The organism is Reyranella sp., assembly GCF_044224635.1.
Classification (GTDB): domain Bacteria; phylum Pseudomonadota; class Alphaproteobacteria; order Reyranellales; family Reyranellaceae; genus Reyranella.
Window position 1 is genome coordinate 46,730 of sequence record NZ_JBGAKA010000025.1, and the last position, 16,862, is coordinate 63,591.

General features: G+C 67.4%; 17 protein-coding genes and 1 pseudogene. 11 read left to right on the forward strand and 7 right to left on the reverse strand.

All coding sequences use genetic code 11. The annotated features are described in order from the left end of the window. Window positions 1-60: 60 nt before the first annotated feature. Genes nudB through ACILR9_RS21245 form a run of 4 tightly spaced genes read left to right on the forward strand, consistent with a single transcriptional unit; the run spans window position 61 to window position 2,546 of the window. The gene (gene nudB, locus ACILR9_RS21230; protein WP_395711951.1) at window positions 61-504 is read left to right on the forward strand and encodes a dihydroneopterin triphosphate diphosphatase; all 444 of its coding nucleotides are present in this window, start codon (window positions 61-63) and stop codon (window positions 502-504) included. Between the two features lie 46 nt (window positions 505-550). Next, window positions 551-772, forward strand: coding sequence for a FitA-like ribbon-helix-helix domain-containing protein (locus tag ACILR9_RS21235; protein ID WP_395711952.1), 222 nt, complete (start codon window positions 551-553; stop codon window positions 770-772). After that, window positions 769-1,161 (forward strand): type II toxin-antitoxin system VapC family toxin, encoded by a 393-nt coding sequence (locus tag ACILR9_RS21240; RefSeq protein WP_395711953.1) that lies wholly within the window; start codon window positions 769-771, stop codon window positions 1,159-1,161. Before ACILR9_RS21235 ends, ACILR9_RS21240 begins: the two co-directional genes overlap by 4 nt. After that, the gene (locus ACILR9_RS21245; protein WP_395711954.1) at window positions 1,158-2,546 is read left to right on the forward strand and encodes an MFS transporter; all 1,389 of its coding nucleotides are present in this window, start codon (window positions 1,158-1,160) and stop codon (window positions 2,544-2,546) included. Before ACILR9_RS21240 ends, ACILR9_RS21245 begins: the two co-directional genes overlap by 4 nt. A 34-nt stretch (window positions 2,547-2,580) precedes the next feature. Here ACILR9_RS21245 and ACILR9_RS21250 read toward each other — a convergent pair whose 3' ends face one another. The 6 genes from ACILR9_RS21250 to ACILR9_RS21275 form a co-directional block, all read right to left on the reverse strand. Continuing rightward, entirely contained in the window at window positions 2,581-3,336 is a 756-nt protein-coding gene (locus tag ACILR9_RS21250) for a FadR/GntR family transcriptional regulator (protein WP_395711955.1), read from the reverse strand. 29 nt (window positions 3,337-3,365) lie between these two features. After that, window positions 3,366-4,367 carry a Bug family tripartite tricarboxylate transporter substrate binding protein gene (locus ACILR9_RS21255; protein ID WP_395711956.1) on the reverse strand — a complete coding sequence of 334 codons (1,002 nt, stop codon included), beginning with the start codon at window positions 4,365-4,367 and terminating at the stop codon, window positions 3,366-3,368. Window positions 4,368-4,490: 123 nt separating this feature from the next. Then, a complete protein-coding gene (locus ACILR9_RS21260; protein WP_395711957.1) occupies window positions 4,491-4,679 on the reverse strand; it encodes a hypothetical protein in 189 nt (62 codons plus the stop codon). A 54-nt stretch (window positions 4,680-4,733) separates the two neighbouring features. Then, window positions 4,734-5,015 carry a hypothetical protein gene (locus ACILR9_RS21265; RefSeq protein WP_395711958.1) on the reverse strand — a complete coding sequence of 94 codons (282 nt, stop codon included), beginning with the start codon at window positions 5,013-5,015 and terminating at the stop codon, window positions 4,734-4,736. 59 nt (window positions 5,016-5,074) lie between these two features. Beyond that, the gene (locus ACILR9_RS21270; RefSeq protein WP_395711959.1) at window positions 5,075-6,160 is read right to left on the reverse strand and encodes a hypothetical protein; all 1,086 of its coding nucleotides are present in this window, start codon (window positions 6,158-6,160) and stop codon (window positions 5,075-5,077) included. Between the two features lie 4 nt (window positions 6,161-6,164). After that, window positions 6,165-6,428 (reverse strand): hypothetical protein, encoded by a 264-nt coding sequence (locus ACILR9_RS21275; RefSeq protein WP_395711960.1) that lies wholly within the window; start codon window positions 6,426-6,428, stop codon window positions 6,165-6,167. Window positions 6,429-6,682: 254 nt separating this feature from the next. Between ACILR9_RS21275 and ACILR9_RS21280 the strand changes: the two genes are divergently transcribed. After that, a complete protein-coding gene (locus ACILR9_RS21280) occupies window positions 6,683-7,660 on the forward strand; it encodes a Bug family tripartite tricarboxylate transporter substrate binding protein (protein ID WP_395711961.1) in 978 nt (325 codons plus the stop codon). A 76-nt stretch (window positions 7,661-7,736) separates the two neighbouring features. On the opposite strand, the gene ACILR9_RS21285 is transcribed toward ACILR9_RS21280, so the two are convergent. Beyond that, window positions 7,737-8,966: an MFS transporter gene (locus ACILR9_RS21285; RefSeq protein WP_395711962.1), complete on the reverse strand. Its 1,230-nt coding sequence runs from the start codon at window positions 8,964-8,966 to the stop codon at window positions 7,737-7,739. 699 nt (window positions 8,967-9,665) lie between these two features. On the opposite strand from ACILR9_RS21285, the gene ACILR9_RS21290 reads away from it, so the two are divergent. From ACILR9_RS21290 to ACILR9_RS21315, 6 genes and pseudogenes are all read left to right on the forward strand, one after another. Next, window positions 9,666-10,487: a tetratricopeptide repeat protein gene (locus tag ACILR9_RS21290; protein WP_395711963.1), complete on the forward strand. Its 822-nt coding sequence runs from the start codon at window positions 9,666-9,668 to the stop codon at window positions 10,485-10,487. Window positions 10,488-10,505: 18 nt separating this feature from the next. Continuing rightward, window positions 10,506-12,140 carry a hypothetical protein gene (locus ACILR9_RS21295; RefSeq protein WP_395711964.1) on the forward strand — a complete coding sequence of 545 codons (1,635 nt, stop codon included), beginning with the start codon at window positions 10,506-10,508 and terminating at the stop codon, window positions 12,138-12,140. A 49-nt stretch (window positions 12,141-12,189) separates the two neighbouring features. Continuing rightward, a complete protein-coding gene (locus ACILR9_RS21300; RefSeq protein ID WP_395711965.1) occupies window positions 12,190-12,462 on the forward strand; it encodes a hypothetical protein in 273 nt (90 codons plus the stop codon). Window position 12,463: 1 nt separating this feature from the next. Then, window positions 12,464-13,699 carry an FkbM family methyltransferase gene (locus ACILR9_RS21305; RefSeq protein WP_395711966.1) on the forward strand — a complete coding sequence of 412 codons (1,236 nt, stop codon included), beginning with the start codon at window positions 12,464-12,466 and terminating at the stop codon, window positions 13,697-13,699. 354 nt (window positions 13,700-14,053) lie between these two features. Beyond that, window positions 14,054-14,791 (forward strand): annotated as a pseudogene (locus ACILR9_RS21310) (TOTE conflict system archaeo-eukaryotic primase domain-containing protein); the annotation flags it as partial. Window positions 14,792-14,880: 89 nt separating this feature from the next. Beyond that, window positions 14,881-16,860, forward strand: a complete 1,980-nt coding sequence (locus tag ACILR9_RS21315) for a DEAD/DEAH box helicase family protein (RefSeq protein WP_395711967.1) — start codon at window positions 14,881-14,883, stop codon at window positions 16,858-16,860. The last annotated feature ends 2 nt before the right edge of the window (window positions 16,861-16,862 follow it).

The window sequence follows — 16,862 nt, forward strand, 5'->3', positions numbered from 1 at the left end:
AATCGCCGGCGGACCATAGCCGTGGAGGGCGGGGAGTCAATGTTCCGGCTATGCTGCGCCATGGCGTTCAAGATCCCCCAATCCGTCCTGGTGGTGGTCCACACGGCGCGGCTCGACGTGCTGCTGCTGGAGCGCGCCGCGCAACCCGGCTTCTGGCAATCGGTGACCGGCTCGTGCGAGCCGGATGATATCGACTTGCGCGCCACGGCCGAACGCGAGCTCCTCGAGGAGACCGGCCTCACCCAGGGCACGCTCAGCGACTGGCGGCTCACCAACCGCTACGAGATCTGGCCGCAATGGCGCGCCCGCTACGCGCCCGACGTGACGCACAACACCGAGCATGTCTTCGGCTTCCTGGTCGACAGCGCGACCGTCGCCACCCTCGATCCGGCCGAGCACTCGGCGCAGCTCTGGCTGCCGTGGCAGGAGGCGATGGCCAAGGTCTTCTCGCCGACCAACCGGGACGCCATCCGGCAACTGCAGCGGCGGGTCATCAAGAGCTGACGTTGACATGTGCTGCACATGTAACTATCAATTTCGCATGTCAGCCATGATCCAGATTCGCAATGTGCCGGATGCGCTGCACCGTCGTCTCAAGTCGCGAGCGGCGCTCGCTGGAATGTCGTTGTCGGACTATCTGCTGCAGCAGATCCGCGAGGTTGCAGAGCGACCGACGCTCGAGGAAATGCTCGCGCGATTGGAGCGACGTTCTGCGGTCAGCGCCTCCCTTGATCCGGTCCGTGCGGTTCGCGCCGAGCGTGACAGTCAGTGATCGTCGTCGACGCTTCGGCACTGATCGAGCTTCTGCTGCGCACGGCCTCGGCTCAGGTCGTCAGGCAAAAGCTGATAGAGTCGGGACGAAGCCTGCATGCGCCCCATCTGATCGACATTGAGGTCACGCAAGTCCTTCGCCGTTATGCGCTGACGGGAGAAATCGAGCCGGAGCGCGGAAAGGAGGCGCTTGCCGATCTCTTTGCCTTCCCGATCTCCCGGCACGCGCACGATGGCCTTCTGTCTCGTGTGTGGGGGCTCCGAAACAATCTCAGCGCCTACGATGCCGTCTACCTGGCGCTGGCAGAGGCGCTCGATGCCTCCCTCCTCACTCACGATCAGCGCCTGGTTACGGCGGCTCGGCGGCATTCCCTGGTACGCATCCTGTGATCGCCGGCCACTCGACTGAGCCCCGCGCGGAGGCCTCGAAGCTCGGCCAGCTGAGCTGGGCGCTGTTCGACTGGGCCAACCAGCCGTTCTTCACCATCGTCACCACCTTCATCTTCGCGCCCTACTTCGCCAACGTCATGGTCGGCGATCCGGTGAAGGGTCAGGCGGCGTGGGCCTTCACGCAATCGACCGCGGGCGTGCTGATCGCGCTGATGAGCCCCTTTCTCGGCGCCATGGCCGACGCCGGCGGGCGGCGCAAGCCGTACATCTTCGCCTTCCAGCTGCTGCTCGGGCTCGGTTGCGGCGCCCTGTGGTGGGCCTATCCCGGCCGGCCCGACCTGGTCGGCCCGATCAGCTGGGCGGTCGTCGTCGCCACCATCGGCGCCGAGATGTCGATCGTGTTCAACAACGCGCAGCTGCCCAACATCGTGCGGCCGCAGCGCATGGGCTGGCTGAGCGGCCTGGGCTGGGGACTCGGCTATTGCGGCGGGCTGATCTCGCTGTTCATCGTGCTGACGGTCAGCATGCCGTCGATCTTCGGCCTGGCGGCGACCAACGACCAGCCGCTGTTCGGGCTCGATGCCAGGACAAACGAGCTCGAGCGCCTGGTCGGTCCTGCGTCGGCGCTGTGGCTCGCGGTGTTCGTGATCCCGATGTTCCTGTTCACGCCCGACATGGCCAGGCGCAACGTGTCGTTGCTGGGCGCGGCGAAGAACGGCGGCCTGGCGCTCGTTCACACGGTGAGGCGGCTCGGCCATTTCAAGAATGCGCTGCGCTATCTCATCGCCTTCATGCTCTACAATGACGGGCTTGCCGCCATCATCGCCTTCGGCGGCGTCTATGCCGCCGCGACGTTCGGCTGGAGCACGGTGACGCTCGGCATCTTCGGCATCATCCTCACCGTGTTCGCGATTCCCGGAGCCTTCCTGGGCGGCAGGCTCGACGACCATATCGGCAGCAAGCGCACGGTGCAGCTGGCCATCCTTGGCGTCATCATCGCCACCCTGGGTATCGTCGGCGTCAGCGACGATCGCGTGCTGTTCTTGGTGCCGGCCGGCGAGCTGGTGCCCAACCGCCCGCTGTTCGGCTCGCTGCAGGAAAAGGTGTTCATGGCCTTCGCCCTGCTGCTGGGCTTCTGCATGGGGCCGATGCAGGCAGCCAGCCGCACTCTTGTCGGCCGGCTCGCCCCCGAGAGCATGAGCGGCGAGTTTTTCGGTCTGTTCGCCCTGTCGGGCCGCGCCACCGCCTGGATGGCGCCGTTCGCGATTGGCGTCATCACGACGTCGACCGGCTCCAACCGGCTCGGCGTGGCCTGCGTGCTGTTCTTCCTGGTGCTGGGCTTCTGCCTGCTCTGGGGCGTCCGCGAGGAACGCGCCACGGCCTGAGCGTCCCCGGCACGCCGCCTGTCCGGAAAGAGGCTCAATTCGCCTGTTGCGCCGGCCGGTCCGGCGACGGCGCCTCCTCGCTCAGCCGGGACAGGTAGTAGCTGTGGACGCGGCGCAGCAGGCGGGCCATTTCCTCGGCGGCGGCCACGCCGTCGCGCTTGCGCAGATGGCGGAGGAAGGCGCGGCGCGAGGGCAGCACGTAGGGCCCGCTCGGTGCGCCGAGGCGACTGATGAAATGCTGCATGATCTGCAGCATTCCCGCCGTCATCGCCATCAGCAGAGGATTGCCGGTCGCGCCGGCCAGGATCTGATGGAACTCGAGGCTGATGCGGGCGCGGCTGACATAGTCTTGCCGCTCGCTGGCCCGTGTCGCCGCCTCGAGGTTGGCCTCGAGCTGGTTGAGACTGTCGTTGGTGTAGCGCTCGCAGGCGAGCCGCACCACGAGATCGGAGAGGCCGATGCGCGCCTCGGTGAATTGCTGCGGCGTCACGGCACCGAGCTGATACATGTCCTGCATCGCGCTCACGATGACCTCGCCCGAGGGCTGGGCGATGAAGGCGCCGCCGGCGCCGCCCTTGTGCAGGCGCAGGATGCCCGAGACCTCCAGCGCCCGCAGCGCCTCGCGCACCGAGTTGCGGCCGACGCCGAGCTGTTGCGCGAGGTCGCGCTCCGATGGCAGGCGATCGCCCGGCCGCAGGCGTCCGCTCGCGAGCTGGGATCGCACCTGCGAGGCGATCTCCTCGAAGACACGCGTGGTCTGGACAGGGGAAAATGCCGGAGCGTCGCTCATCGTGCCGTCACGGGTCTGGAGGCCAACCGTCAGTTGGCGTCGAGCTTAACCTTGGTGGCGATCTCCGACCATTTCTCGGTCTCGCGCCGCACGAGGTCGCGGAAGCCCGCCGGCGACGTCGCGAAGGGTTCGATGCGGAGGTTGTTGCGGATCTCGGCGGCGAAGGCCGGGTCGTCCACGATCTGGACGATCGCCTGGTTGAGGCGGGTGACCGTTTCCACCGGAATGCCGCGCGCGCCGACGATGCCGTAGAAAGTGAAGGGATCGAGACCCTCCAGCCCGGGCACGCCAGCCGCGGCGAGGTCGGGCAGGTCCGGCAGGGTCGGCAGCGGCCGGCGGCTGGTCGTCACCAGGATGTCGAGGCGCCCGGATTGCGCCAGCGGAATCGCCGCCAGGGTGGTCATGAAGGAAACGTCGAGCCGGCCGGCGGCCAGCTCGAGGCCGATGTCGCTGTCCGACTTCAGCGGAATGTGGGTCAGGCTGGTCCCCGTCCGGGCCATGAAATATTCCATCGCCAGGTGGCTTGCCGAACCGACTCCCTGCGAGCCGTAGTTGAGCTTGCCCGGGTTGGCCCTTGCGTGATCGACGAGCTCCTTGACGGTGCGCCACGGCGCCCCGGGCTTGACGCAAAGCAGGCCGGGCTGCAGCGCCAGCATGGAGATCAGGCTGAAATCCTCCAGCGGCCTGTAGGGCAGGTCCTTGCGCAGCGCGGGATACTGCGCGAGCGAGCTGCCGGTGCCCATATAGAGCGTATGACCGTCGACCGGCGCCTGCTTCAACAGGCGGATGGCGATGGTCTGGTTGCCGCCCGGCTTGTTCTCGACGATCACCGGCGTCCTCAGGTTCTCGCCGAGGCGCTGCGCGACCAGTCGCGTCAAGGTATCGGTGGCGCCGCCGGCGCCGAATCCGACGATGATCGAGATCGGCTTGGCGGAAAAATCCTGCGCCGCTGCCGATAGGCCTGCCAGCAAGCTCGCCAGCGCGGTCGTCACGACACCGAGCGTCCTTGCCCGGTCTTGCCAGCGCCTCATCGCTTCCTCCCTGTCTTGTTGTCGTTCACTTGTTGTCACACACGCCGACGATGGCGATGGAATGCGGGTGCAGCAGAAGATCGAGCCGCCTGCCCTGCCCGATGCCGAAGGGGCCGCCTGTGTTCATGGCTTCAGCAGCACCGCCAGCACGCGATCGACGATGCTGGTCGCCAGCGCCTTGATCTCGTCTTCCGGCAGGTGCGATGTCGGATGCGCCACCACGATCGGCTGGAAGCCGCGCATGCCGGACGTGTCGGCCTGGTAGGCGGCCTCGCGCCTGAACACCTCGGTGATCACCGCGGCAGTCGGCACGCCGGCTTTTTCAAGCCTGGAGGAGTCGAGCACACTGCTCAGAGTGCAGGATCCTCAATCCGCCAGCGCGGTGACGACGACGTCGGCCGCCGTCATCTCCTCGATCATCTCAAGCGGCGCCGGACGCGAGAAGAAGGGTTTGCGCCGGTAGACCACGTCCTTGATGTCGAAGCGGGCGCGCAGATCGACGTCGAGCTGGCGCAGCAACCGCTGCGCGTTCCACTTGTTGTTGTCGAGCAGCCCGAGCACCAGGCCGTCGAGCGTCCTGACCCGCGGCGCCAGATCGAACTCGCGCTTCACGACGTTTCCGACAGGGGTGTAAACCGAAATCGACATCGTTCCTCCCGACAATCCTGGTTCTGCCCGATAGCCTCGAGGTGCGTGCGCGCCTGGGCTCAGCGCGCCGACCACCGCACCTTCCTGATCACGCTGCGGCCGCCCAGCCCGCCCCAGCCGGGGACGACCATGGAGAAGCGGCCGGCCGGGCCACCGGCCACGAAGATGTGGATGTCGTCGGGCCGCACCACGACCGGCACTTCCTCGGCGTCGCGCCGGCGGTCGAACCACTTGGGCCACATGCGGTTGTAGAAGGAGCCGTAGCGGCGCTCGAACATCAGCTTGCCGATCGGATTGCGGGCCTTCTGGTAGAGGTAGAGCCGCAGATCGTCCTTCGACCATTTCTCGGCGGCGAAGAAGGCGACGTGCTCGGGACCGACGACGACCACGACCTCGCCCATCCCGTAGGCGTTGTTGCTGCCCAGCGAGGACATGCAGCTCGCGATCGACTGGCCGACGCCGAACGTGTCGGTCGCGACGTGATTGGTGACGCTGTGCGGGCCTTCGGCCGAGAACAGCGTGACGATGGTGTCGTCGGGCTGAAACCCCTTCTCGACGCGATAGGGCTCCCACGGGCTCGCCGCGTCGTTCTCGGCGATGCAGAAGCTGAACTTGCCGGGATGGCCGAACTGCGAGAGGTCGGCCTCCCCCGGGCGGCCGCCGCCGACGTTGGTCATGATGAGGCGGAGCGCGCGGCCGAGCGTGGCGTTGGCGCGGAAGCCCTGGCCGAAGACGTTGTAGCCGGCGTTGATGCCGATCTCGCCGAGGCTGGGCCCGCTGATCACGATCAGCGGCGCGGCGACATGGGTGGTGGCCTGGATGCCGCCGAGATTGAAGGTCGGATCGACCGCCGCCTCGACGATCGCCAGCAGCACCGGCATGTACTGCGGCAGGCACCCGGCCATGACGGCGTTGACGGCGCAGATGCGCACCGTGGCCTCGGCCCAGCGCGGCGGCACCGTGCCGACGACCTCCCCGGGGTCACGGTCGGGCACGGCGGCGAGCATCGCCGCGACGCGCGCTTCGGTCGGCGGCACGATCGGCAGGCCGTCCGTCCATTCCTTCTCGAAGAACAGCTCGACGGCCTGGTCGAGATCGGCGACGTCGATGCGCTCGGGCACCGGCAGGAGATGGACCTCCTTCATCGCGTCAGCCGTCGTGCTGGGCGAGATCGGCGGGATAGACGACTCTGATGCCAAGCGTCTGCACGCCGCGTTCCGCCAGCTCCCGCCCGACGATCGATTCCAGCACAGCGCGCGGCACCAGGCAGTCAGCGCAAGCCTCCGGCCCGGCCGTCAGCGAGATCGTCAGCACGCCGCCCGTGTCGGCGCAGGCGACGCTGAAGCCTGACGCTTCCAGGCTCTTGCGGGTTTCCGAGATCGCCTGATCGGCGGCGGCGAGATCGATGCGCATTGGGGTTAGACCGGATGGACCGTTGGTAGGACCATCCTACAAACGGGCCTATAGGTCCGCAACAGGATTTTGGCAGGCGCCGTCACGCCGCAGATCGCAGGGAGGCTCGTCGAAGGTCCTGTACGAGAAGCGCGATGCGGGCGGCGTGGCTCATCCTCGGCAATCGCGATCCGCCCAAGGCCTAGCCCGATCCTTGACCTTGCCGCGCCTGCCCCTAGTGTCTCCGCCAACACGCGGGCTGGGAGGACGCAACAATGAAAGCGAGACGAATCAACCGGCGCGGATTTGCAGCTGGCGCGCTGGCGCTCGCCACGACGGCGCCGGCCGTCCTGCGAGCGCAGGATTTCCCCACCAAGCCGGTGCGCGTGGTCGTGCCCTACCCGGCCGGCGGCGGCACCGATCTCGTGGCGCGCCTGATCATGCCGCGGCTGGCCGAGCGCTGGAAGCAGACCGTCGTCATCGACAACAAGGGCGGGGCAAGCGGCATTCTCGGCAGCGACATCGTCGCCAAGGCGCCGGCCGATGGCTACACGCTGCTGGTGATGACCAGCGCCCACACCATCAACCCGTTCACGAACAAGAGCCTGCCCTACGACACCGAGCGCGACTTCACGCCGGTGACGACCCTGGTGCTGGGCGTCATCGCGCTGGTCGGCTCACCCAAGGCCGGCTTCGATACGCCCGAGAAGTTCATGACGGCGGCGCGCGCCAATCCCGGCAAGTACACATTCGGCAGCACCGAGAACACGACGCGGCTGATCGGCGAGCTGTTCCGGCTGCGCAGCGGGCTCAAGATCGAGAACGTCGCCTACAAGGGCGCCGCGCCGATGATGCAGGAGCTGGCGGGCGGCCACATCCCGGTCGGCTTCACCAGCCCGCTCACGGTAATGGCGCAGCATCGCGCCGGCACCCTGCGCATGCTGGCGGTGAGCAGCGGCAAGCGCCTCGCCGAGCTGCCCGACATCCCGACCATGGCCGAGATCGGCGCGCCGGGGGTCGACCAATCCGCCTGGTTCTCGCTGTTCGCGCCACGCGGCCTGCCGCCGGCGCTCACCGAGCGGCTGCGCGACGACGTCGTGGCCGTCCTGGCCGAGCCCGAGGTCAAGGCCAAGATCCGCGATCTGGCGAGCGAGGCGGGCGGCGAGCCGCCGGTTGACTTCGCCAAGCGCGTGTCGCGCGAGCTCCAGACCTGGAGCGAGATTGCCAAGGCGGCGGGCATCGAGCCGGAGTGATCCGTCGCCGGCGGGGACGGCCGCATTCAGGCACGACGGCAGCCGGGCTGCTATGCCCCGAAAGGCTCGCGCGCCGTCACGACCGGCCGGCTGGCTTTTGCCTGCCCAACGTCAGAATGACGGCGCCGAGCGTCGTGGTGAGCGCCGCCGCGCCGAGAACCACCGGGTAGGCGCCGAGCGCGTCGCGCAGCACGCCGAACAGGGCTGGTCCGAATGCGGAGACGACCTGGATCACCGTGGCGGCGCTGCCGTAGGTGGCGCCGAAGGCGGCGGCACCGAATTCTCGGCGAACGACCACGGGCCCGAGCGTCGTGACATGGCCGATGCCATAGCCATAGACCAGGCTGGCGACGACCAGCACGGAGGCCGCGGGCGAGAGCGTGATCGCCGCCAGCGCCATCGTTTGCATCACCATGATGACGGCCGCCAATCGGCGCGGGTCGACCCGGTCGACGATGCGCGCCAGCACGAGGCGTCCGGCGAAGGCCGTCATGCCCGTCGCGCTGACCAGCAGGCCGGCGCCGGTGGCGCCCAGCGCCGGGGCGGCGAGGGCGAGGTGATGCGTAATGAAGCCGATCTGTACGGTAAGGCCGAGCGCGAAGCCTGCCGCGGCGCTCCATAGCAGGGAGCGCCGGCCGGCAGGCGAGGCGATCGCCGGGGGGACGGGCAGCGTCGACTCGCCCTTCAGCGGCAAATCGCCGTCGCGCCGCAGGCCGAGGTCGGCCGGCCCGCGAAAGCGCAGAACCCAGCCGATGAGCGGCAGCAGCACGCATGCCGCGGCGAGCCCGGCCGCCGCCAGGCCGGCGCCGAGGCCGAGCCGCTCGAGCGCGAGCAGCAGCAGCGGCACGCCGGCGATCGCGCCGACGCTGGCGCCCATGATGGCGAGCGTGATCGACCGGCCCTGGTGACGCTCGAACCACGGCGCCACGGTCGCCGCCAGGCCGGTGGTCGACAGCGCCGACCAGCCGATGCCGACCAGCACGAAACAGGGATAAAGCTGCCAGGGCGCCCGCACCTGGCCGATCAGGACCACCCCGGTGGCGATGCTGAGCGTACCCAGCGCCAGCACCGGTCGCGGCCCCCAGCGGTCGATGCTGCGTCCGACAAGGCGCTGCACGGCGGCGCTCACCAGGAAGAACAGCGTGATCGCCGAGGCGACCTCCGCGACGGGCCAGCCGTGCGCCGCGGTGACCGCCTGCAGGTAGACGCTCGAGCCGAACAGGCCTAGTCCCCAGGCGAAAGAGGCGACGACGAAGCAGACGGCGACGACCCGCCAGCCATAGAAGATGCCGCGGTCAGCCTGCACGGACGATATCGCCAAGCGACGGCGCCGCCCGCTGGTCATGTCGAGGGCGGTCACGTCGGAGAAAGGGCATGAACGGGCTCCCGGCGCTCACCTGATGGATGCCAAAAGTGGACGCGAGGAACAACAAGGTCAGGCGTTCACCCCTGGGCAAGCACGTGCGGTACGGTAGTTGTCGCGTTTTGCCCGACCATGATTTACACAGGCACCGGCTGGGCAAGGGTGGGCGACGCGCAGATCGCCCCGGAGCCGGACGAGTGCCCACAGCCAGGAAAACACATCTGTTTGCCGCTCGCGTTGGGCGGCGAGCAGTGTAGTGTAAGGGTGTTGGACGGATAAGATCCGAGACAGTTGCACGTGCTGAAGAATCAAGCCTTGAAGTTCGTGCCGACGGCGCCGGTTTGGGAGGCCGTCCTGGACGGTTGGCGGCGGATTGTGGATCGCCTCGGTATGCCAGTCGCGCCCGCTCCAGGCAGCGCGTGCAGCTGGGAGGCGCTCCACGTGCGCGCCCATGAAAGTCTGCGGCTGGGCGATCTCGATGGCGCCGCGGAGCTTTTCGCCGAGCTCCTCGCAGCCGATCCCGCCAACCCAACCGCGGCCCTCCGGGGACAGGACGCTGTCCGGGATTTGCGCGGGTGGGCTCAAGTTTCGCTGAGCGATCGCGCAACGGGGACAATGCCGGAACCTTCAGCGCGACGCGGGATGCCCGATCGCCACTTTGCCGTTCGCAATCGCGGAGTATACGCGGCGGAAATCGCCGCCTACACCAAGGTCCTCCGGGCCGGCCAGGCGAAGCGCCGGGCGCACGTCTATTTTGGCCGCGGCAATGCCTACCTGGCGAGCGGACGCCCCAAGCTTGCCCTGCTGGACTACGCGTTTGCGCTGAAGCTCGATCCGAAGCTCGCCGATGTCCTGGCGTTGCGGGGCGAAGCCCTGGTGGCGTTGGGGCGCCATGAGAAGGCGCTCGCCGAGCTCGACAAGGCCGTGCAGATCGCGCCAGGGAATGCCGAAATCGCCGGCAGCCGCGCCATCGCCCGGCTTGTCCTTGGTCGCCTCGATGACGCCGATGCCGAGTGGCGCCGGCAACTGGAGCTGCTGCCGGTCGACAATGCCCCCGCCCGCGCCTGCGTTCTGCTGCGGCTCGCCGATTACGCAGCTTCAGTCCCTCCCCTGGAGAGGGCGTGCCAAGGCGAACCGGCCGATCTCTACTGGCGTCTCTACCTCAGGACGGCACGCGCCAGGCTCGATGGAGTGCCGGCGCCGGCGGACGGCGCAGCGGTCCCTTCGACTTGGCCGGGACCGCTGCTCGCCCTGCACGCGGGCCGGTCGTCGCCCGACGAGGTGCTGGCCCGCGCCGACAACCCCGTCCGCCGGGCCGAAGCGCTGTTTCAGCTCGGTGTCCTTGCCGTGGCTGGCGCCGCCGAGCGGGCTCGGCAGCACTGGGGTCAGCTGATCGAGATCGCGCCGCCGGTGATGGTCGAGCACGCCGCCGCCCGTCATGAGCTGCGGCGGCTGGGCGCGTAAGGCCGATCCCGCAGCGCCATGTTCTCGGTGATCCTCTACGGCCGCAACGACAGCCACGGCTACAACCTGCACAAGCGGGCGGCGATCAGCTTCAATGCGCTGGCCGAGGTGATGTCCGACCCGGCCGACGAGATCCTGTTCGTCGACTACAACACGCCGGACGACCATCCGACCTTTCCCGAGGCGATCGCCGATACGCTGACGGACAGGGCCAAGAAGGCGATGCGCATCCTGCGGGTGCGCCCCGAGCACCACGCCCACCTGAAATCGAAGACGCACCTGGTCGCGCTCGAGGCGCAGTCGCGCAACGTGGCGCTGCGGCGCTCCAACCCGAACAACCGCTGGATCCTCTACACCAACACCGACATGCTGCTGGTGCCGCGCAACGAGGCCGAGTCGCTCAGCACCATCCTGGCCGCGGCCGCCGACGGCTTCTACCAGCTCCCCCGCTTCGAGATTCCCGAGATGCTGTGGGAGGGGGCGTTCGATCGCCGCGATCCTGCGGGCAACCTGGCCAAGCTGCGGGAGTGGTCGATCCAGTTCCGGCTGAACCAGGTCATTCACAATGCCCATCCGGTCAAGTACGACGCGCCGGGTGATTTCCAGGTCGCCTTGCGCCAGGACCTGTTTGCCATCCACGGATTCGATGAGGACATGATTCTGGGCTGGCACTGCGATTCGAACCTGGCAGTCCGGCTGGCCCTTTTGCGCGGCCGCGTCGACACGCTGATCGACAAGGTGTTCGGCTACCATTGCGACCACACGCGAGTCGCTGCCGCCAACAACAAGGGCCGCGCGACCCGGATGAACGACGAGCATCGCTTCGTCTGGGACGTGACCACGCCCTACTTGCCCAACCAGGCGGATCGCTGGGGCTGGCCCGATGTCACCATCGAGGAAATCCGCCTCGATCGCGAGACATCGTTCCAGCGCTACCAGGCCGGGGTGCGATCGGCGATCGAGCCGGCCACGGCGGCCTACACAGCAAGCACCCTCGATGGCATCCACTACGAGGATCTTTCCTACGACCTGCTGCATACGTTGCCGTTCGTCTGCGATCAGGTCCTGACCTATCCGCGACAGACGACCGTGATGCTGATCGGTGCCCGCCCTGAGTTCCTGGAGCGCTTCGCGACGGCGTGGCAGGCCATGGGGTTCACCTCGCCGGTCCAGGTGCCGATCGAGTGCCAGCAGCGCGAGACGGCCCCGCCGGCTGGCCTCGAGATCGCGCCGTTCGTCGATCTGGTCGGGCGCGCCGGCCTGTTCATCGTCGAGTTCGGCTTCGCCTCGCAACAGACGCACGACCCGGTGCGAACCGGCCGGCGCGCCAGCCCGCTTGACCAAGCCCATCTGAAGATCGTCGAGCGCCTGTTCCGTCTCGCCGCTGCCACCGAGGCCGAGACCCGCCCGGCCGGCCAGCACGTGCCGCGCCGGTTCATCGGCGTCAATGTCATCAACAATCCTTATTCGCGGCTGTTCACCGACTATGTCGCGGCGAACATCAACCCGTTCAGCACGCAGGTACTGGCCGGGCCGCCGGTCGCCGCAAGAACCGCGAAGGGGCGACTGACCCGTCTGCGCGATCGCTACACGTCCGTGGTCGGCCTCGGGAGCATGCGCAAGCCAAGACTAAAGCCGATGGGCAGGCAATGACAAGCGCCTGTTGCAAGACGGAGGGGTCGATCATGAGGGAGGTCCTGGCGTGACCGGCGCGATCTGGGCTGTAGCGGTGCTCGCCTTCCTGAGCTCGACCGTCGCGACAATCGGCAATTTTGCCATGGCGCGCGATTTCCCGGACCTGACGAAATCCGAGGCTTCCAACGTGATGGCTGATTTCCTCTTGGATTCGTCGGTGGCGCTTCGCTACATGCAGTACAAGATGATGACCAACATCTTCTACATCCAATCCCTGGTGCTATGGGCGGCGCTCGGCCTGTTGGTCGCGTACAAGTTCCTGCTCAGCCCGTCGGCGTGACATGTCCGACGGTTCGGAACGCATCCTGACCGCCATTCCGGGGCGGCCGCCGATCGAGCTGGTTGCCTTCTACGAGGAGTTTCGCGACTACTATCCTCTGTGCGAGCAGGAGACCAAGCGCTGGTTCGTCGAGCATGTCCGGCCGGACTGGTGGATCTTCGATGTCGGCGCCAACGTCGGCTACTATACGATCCTGTTCGCGCAGCTCGCCTCTTCCGGCCGGGTGTTTGCCTTCGAGCCGACCAAGACGGTCGACATGCTGCGCGCCAACCTCGCCCACAACAAGATCGAGAACGCCGTCGTCCACGAGGTGGCGCTGGGCGCCAAGACCGGACAGCTGAACGAGCGCATCTTCCGCATCTGGGGCAGCGAGGGCGAGGTCAAGGATTACCCGTTCTACCGCTTCGACGACTTCGTGCGCGAGCAGGGGATCGAGCGCGTCGATTGCCTCAAGATCGACGTCGACAGCTTCGACTTCGAGGTCCTGCGAGGCGCCGAGCAGACCTTGCTGAAGCACGACCCGGTGATCGTCATCGAGCTCAATCACGCGCTGGCCAAGCGCGACCAGAGCCCGGCCGAGACGCTCGCGTGGCTGGCCCGGCGCGGCTATCGCAAGGCGCTGACGCTCGATCGCTACGACAACTACGTCCTGCAACGCAGCGAAGCGGCCTTTGCCGGGTTGGCCAGCGGCGCCTCCATGGAACTGATCTTTCCGCCGCCCGCCCGGGTGGACGAGCACATGGCGGCCGGCGGCACGCCGCTTGGCCGGTCATTCGTGAAAGGCACCGATCTGCTGAATGGCGCAATGTTGCGCCAGGCGTCGGCGCCGAGCTCGACGCTGTGGAACCGGCTTTTTCGCTCGAACGCCAAGCCGGACGCGCCGCGCCGCGTCGACCTGCGCGAGGTCCTCGATGTTCCTGTCGAAACCTCCACCGACCGCTGGAGCTACGCTCTCTCGCTGGCCCTGGAGCCGAGCAACGCCGACGACCAGCTCACCGTGGGCATCGCCGTCGAGGTCGTCGAAGGCGCCCTGGGCATCGTCGCTTGCGGCGAGGACCACTCGAAATTCATCGTGCCCGAACGTGTGCTGGCTGCCATGCCCGGCCTCCAGCACGTGGTCATCCAGGTGCGTCGCAAGGACATCCAGGCCCTGATCTTCCGCACCATAGCGGACGACGGCAGCAGGACGGTGTTCAAGATCGCGGGCGTCGAAGCGAGGACAGGCGTTCCGGGATAGCCGAGAGCCTGAACCGGATGCTTCGAGCGGCCTCACTTTAGCAAGTGCAGCAAACGACCAAGGCGCAGTCGCTGCACGATGCGCTTTCCATATGAGAACGGCCGAATGTATCGTCTCGCTGCTGGCTCGCGAGATCGTCGTCAGGTCATGAGAGCTGCCTCCCCGCAGCGTCCGTCCCGTTTTGCTCTCAACCGGCTGATGGAGAATGTGGATGGATATTCTCGGATCAGTATAGTACCCTGATCCTGTCGGAGTAGCTCGGCGCCGTTCTCCGGCGCCCGCCGCGGTTCGAGGGCCGACGCATGGTCGGAGATGTACCGCACCAGCAGGAGGGTGAACCGAACCATTCGCGTCATGGACCGGACCTCGACGATTGACCGCCGCTCTCCGGTCGCGGCGAAGATCGGGCTGTACCGCGCGCTGTTCCGCGGTCGCGAGGATGTCTACGCGCGCCGCTACGAGAACCGCAGGACGGGCAGGTGCGGCTATGCGCCAGCCTGCGCCAACGAATGGGTTCGCGGAATCTGCGAGAAACCGCGCGTCAAATGCGCCGAATGCGTCAATCGTCGATTTCTTCCCCTCACGGACGATGTCGTCCGCTGGCATCTTTCGGGCGTCGATGCCAACGGCGAGCCATTCGTCGCCGGCGTCTATCCGCTGCTGCCGGCCGAGACCTGCTGGTTCCTGGCTGTCGATTTCGACAAGAGCGGCTGGCTGAAGGATGCAGCTGCCTGTCTCGAGACCTGCCGGCGTCTGAACCTTCCGGCCACGCTCGAGCGCTCGCGCTCCGGGCAGGGCGCTCATCTGTGGCTCTTCTTCGAGGAGCCCGTGCCAGCGGCGCTCGCCCGCCGGCTCGGCTCCCACGTGCTGACGGAGACGATGGAGCGGCGGCCGGAGCTGGGCTTGGACTCGTACGACAGGCTCTTTCCGAACCAGGATACGATGCCGCAGGGAGGCTTCGGCAATCTGATCGCCTTGCCGCTGCAGAAAGCGCCGCGGGACCAGGGAAACAGCGTGTTTCTCGACGACGGCCTCGATCCCTGGACGGATCAGTGGGCCTTTCTTTCGAGCGTGCGCAGGCTCGGTCGCGAGTCGATCGAGGCAACGGTCCAGGTTGCCGAGCGCGCCGGCCGCGTGCTGGGCGTGCGCTTGCCGCCGCAAGAGGACGAGGAGCGTGAGCCTTGGAGCATGCCGCCGTCGCGACGCCCCAGGACGCCGCCGATCGTCGGCGACCTGCCGAGGTCGATCGAGCTCTGCTCGGCAACCAGATCTACATCGCCAAGGAAGGCTTGCCCCCGGCGGTGCAAAACAGGCTGCTGCGCCTCGCAGCGTTTCAGAACCCCGCCTTCTACCAGGCGCAGGCGCTGCGGCTCTCGACCTGGGGCACGCCGCGCATCGTGGCCTGCGCCGAGGACTTCTCGCACCATATCGGCCTGCCGAGAGGCTGCCTCGAGGAGACGCTGCGGACGCTTGGCGATCTGAAGATCGACGCGACGATTCGGGACGAGCGCTGCGGCGGCAAACAGCTCGCGGCGAGCTTCCAGGGACAGCTGCGGCCCGAGCAACGGGTGGCTGCCGAGGCGATGCTGGCGCATGACTCCGGCGTGCTGGCGGCCACGACCGCATTCGGCAAGACGGTGATCGGTGCATGGCTGATCGCGGAACGTCGCGTGAGCACGCTGGTGCTCGTCCATCGCCGACAGCTGCTCGACCAGTGGATCGAGCGGCTCGCGATGTTCCTGGGCCTGCCGCCAGAAGCGATCGGCCGAGTCGGCGGCGGCAGGCGCCGACCGACCGGGCTGGTCGATGTCGCTGTCGTCCAGAGCCTGGTCCGAAAGGGGATTGTCGATGATTCCGTGGCGGACTACGGCCAGCTCATCGTCGATGAATGCCACCACCTGTCGGCGCGCAGCTTCGAGCAGGTGGCGCGGCAGGCCAAGGCTCGTTTCGTGGTGGGGCTGTCGGCCACGGTTGCGCGCAAGGACGGCCATCACCCGATCATCTTCATGCAGTGCGGGCCGGTTCGACATCGCGTCGATGCGCGCGTGCAAGCGGCCGCCCGGCCTTTCGAGCACAAGGTGCTCGTGCAGCCGACCGCCTTCCGATCGCTCAAGGCTCCGGAAGCCGACAAGCGCTTGGAGTTTCAGGCGCTCTATCAGGCGTTGATCGAGGATCGCGCCCGCACACGCCGCATCTGCGAGGACGTCGTGGTCTGCGTCCGGGCCGGACGCTCGCCGCTGGTTCTCACCGAGCGTACCGAGCATCTCGACCTGCTGGCGCAGGCGCTCGAGCCGCACGTTCGTCACGTCGTCGTCTTGCGTTCAGGGATGGGTGGGAAGCAACGCAAGGCGGTCGCCGAGAATCTCGCGGCGATCCCGGCCCACGAAGAGCGGGTCTTGATCGCCACGGGCAAGCTCGTCGGAGAGGGATTTGACGATCCGCGTCTCGACACGCTGTTTCTGACGCTGCCGGTGTCATGGCGCGGCACGGTCGCGCAGTATGCGGGTAGACTCCACCGCCTGTTCGACGGCAAGCGCGAGGTGCAGATCTACGACTATGCCGACCTCGAGGCGCCAATGCTGGCGCGAATGTTCGACCGGCGCTGTCGCGGCTACGAGGCCATCGGCTATACGGTTGTACTGCCAGCCAGCGCGATTCCCGGCTGGCCCGCAGACGTCGTCCTGCCTGCGGATCCGGTCTGGAAGCGGGACTACTCGGGAAGCGTGCGACGGCTCGTGCGCGACGGCCTCGACACGCCGCTCGCGACCTTGTTTCTCCACACGACTCGCATCGTGCACGCGGACGCAGACGGCGCCGATCGCGCGCGCAGCGCGACTGAAGCATTCCTGTTCCGTCGGCTCGAGACGATGGCCGAGACCAAGGGGCGATTCCGCCTCAACGAGCGGCTGCCGATCGCTTTCGATGCGGGCGGAGGCCTCGAGGTCGACCTGCTCTGTGCCGACGCGCGCCTGGCGATCGAGCTGGACGGCGCGCAACATCTTGGCGAGGCCGACGCCTATCGCCGCGACCGTCGCAAAGACCGGCTGCTGCAGGAGAACCGCTACTTCGTCTTGCGGTTCCTGGCCGAGGACGTCGGCAGGCATCTCGACGATGTGCTCGACGCTATTCTGAGGGAGCTTGGTCGGCAGCGCCTGGCGTAACG

Coding starts and splice junctions, on each gene's coding strand:
- nudB (WP_395711951.1), top strand. CDS start 61: ATGGCGTTCAAGATCCCCCAATCCGTCCTGGTGGTGGTCCACACGGCG.
- ACILR9_RS21235 (WP_395711952.1), top strand. CDS start 551: ATGATCCAGATTCGCAATGTGCCGGATGCGCTGCACCGTCGTCTCAAG.
- ACILR9_RS21250 (WP_395711955.1), bottom strand. CDS start 3,336: ATGAGCGACGCTCCGGCATTTTCCCCTGTCCAGACCACGCGTGTCTTC.
- ACILR9_RS21255 (WP_395711956.1), bottom strand. CDS start 4,367: ATGAGGCGCTGGCAAGACCGGGCAAGGACGCTCGGTGTCGTGACGACC.
- ACILR9_RS21265 (WP_395711958.1), bottom strand. CDS start 5,015: ATGTCGATTTCGGTTTACACCCCTGTCGGAAACGTCGTGAAGCGCGAG.
- ACILR9_RS21270 (WP_395711959.1), bottom strand. CDS start 6,160: ATGAAGGAGGTCCATCTCCTGCCGGTGCCCGAGCGCATCGACGTCGCC.
- ACILR9_RS21275 (WP_395711960.1), bottom strand. CDS start 6,428: ATGCGCATCGATCTCGCCGCCGCCGATCAGGCGATCTCGGAAACCCGC.
- ACILR9_RS21280 (WP_395711961.1), top strand. CDS start 6,683: ATGAAAGCGAGACGAATCAACCGGCGCGGATTTGCAGCTGGCGCGCTG.
- ACILR9_RS21290 (WP_395711963.1), top strand. CDS start 9,666: ATGCCCGATCGCCACTTTGCCGTTCGCAATCGCGGAGTATACGCGGCG.
- ACILR9_RS21295 (WP_395711964.1), top strand. CDS start 10,506: ATGTTCTCGGTGATCCTCTACGGCCGCAACGACAGCCACGGCTACAAC.
- ACILR9_RS21305 (WP_395711966.1), top strand. CDS start 12,464: ATGTCCGACGGTTCGGAACGCATCCTGACCGCCATTCCGGGGCGGCCG.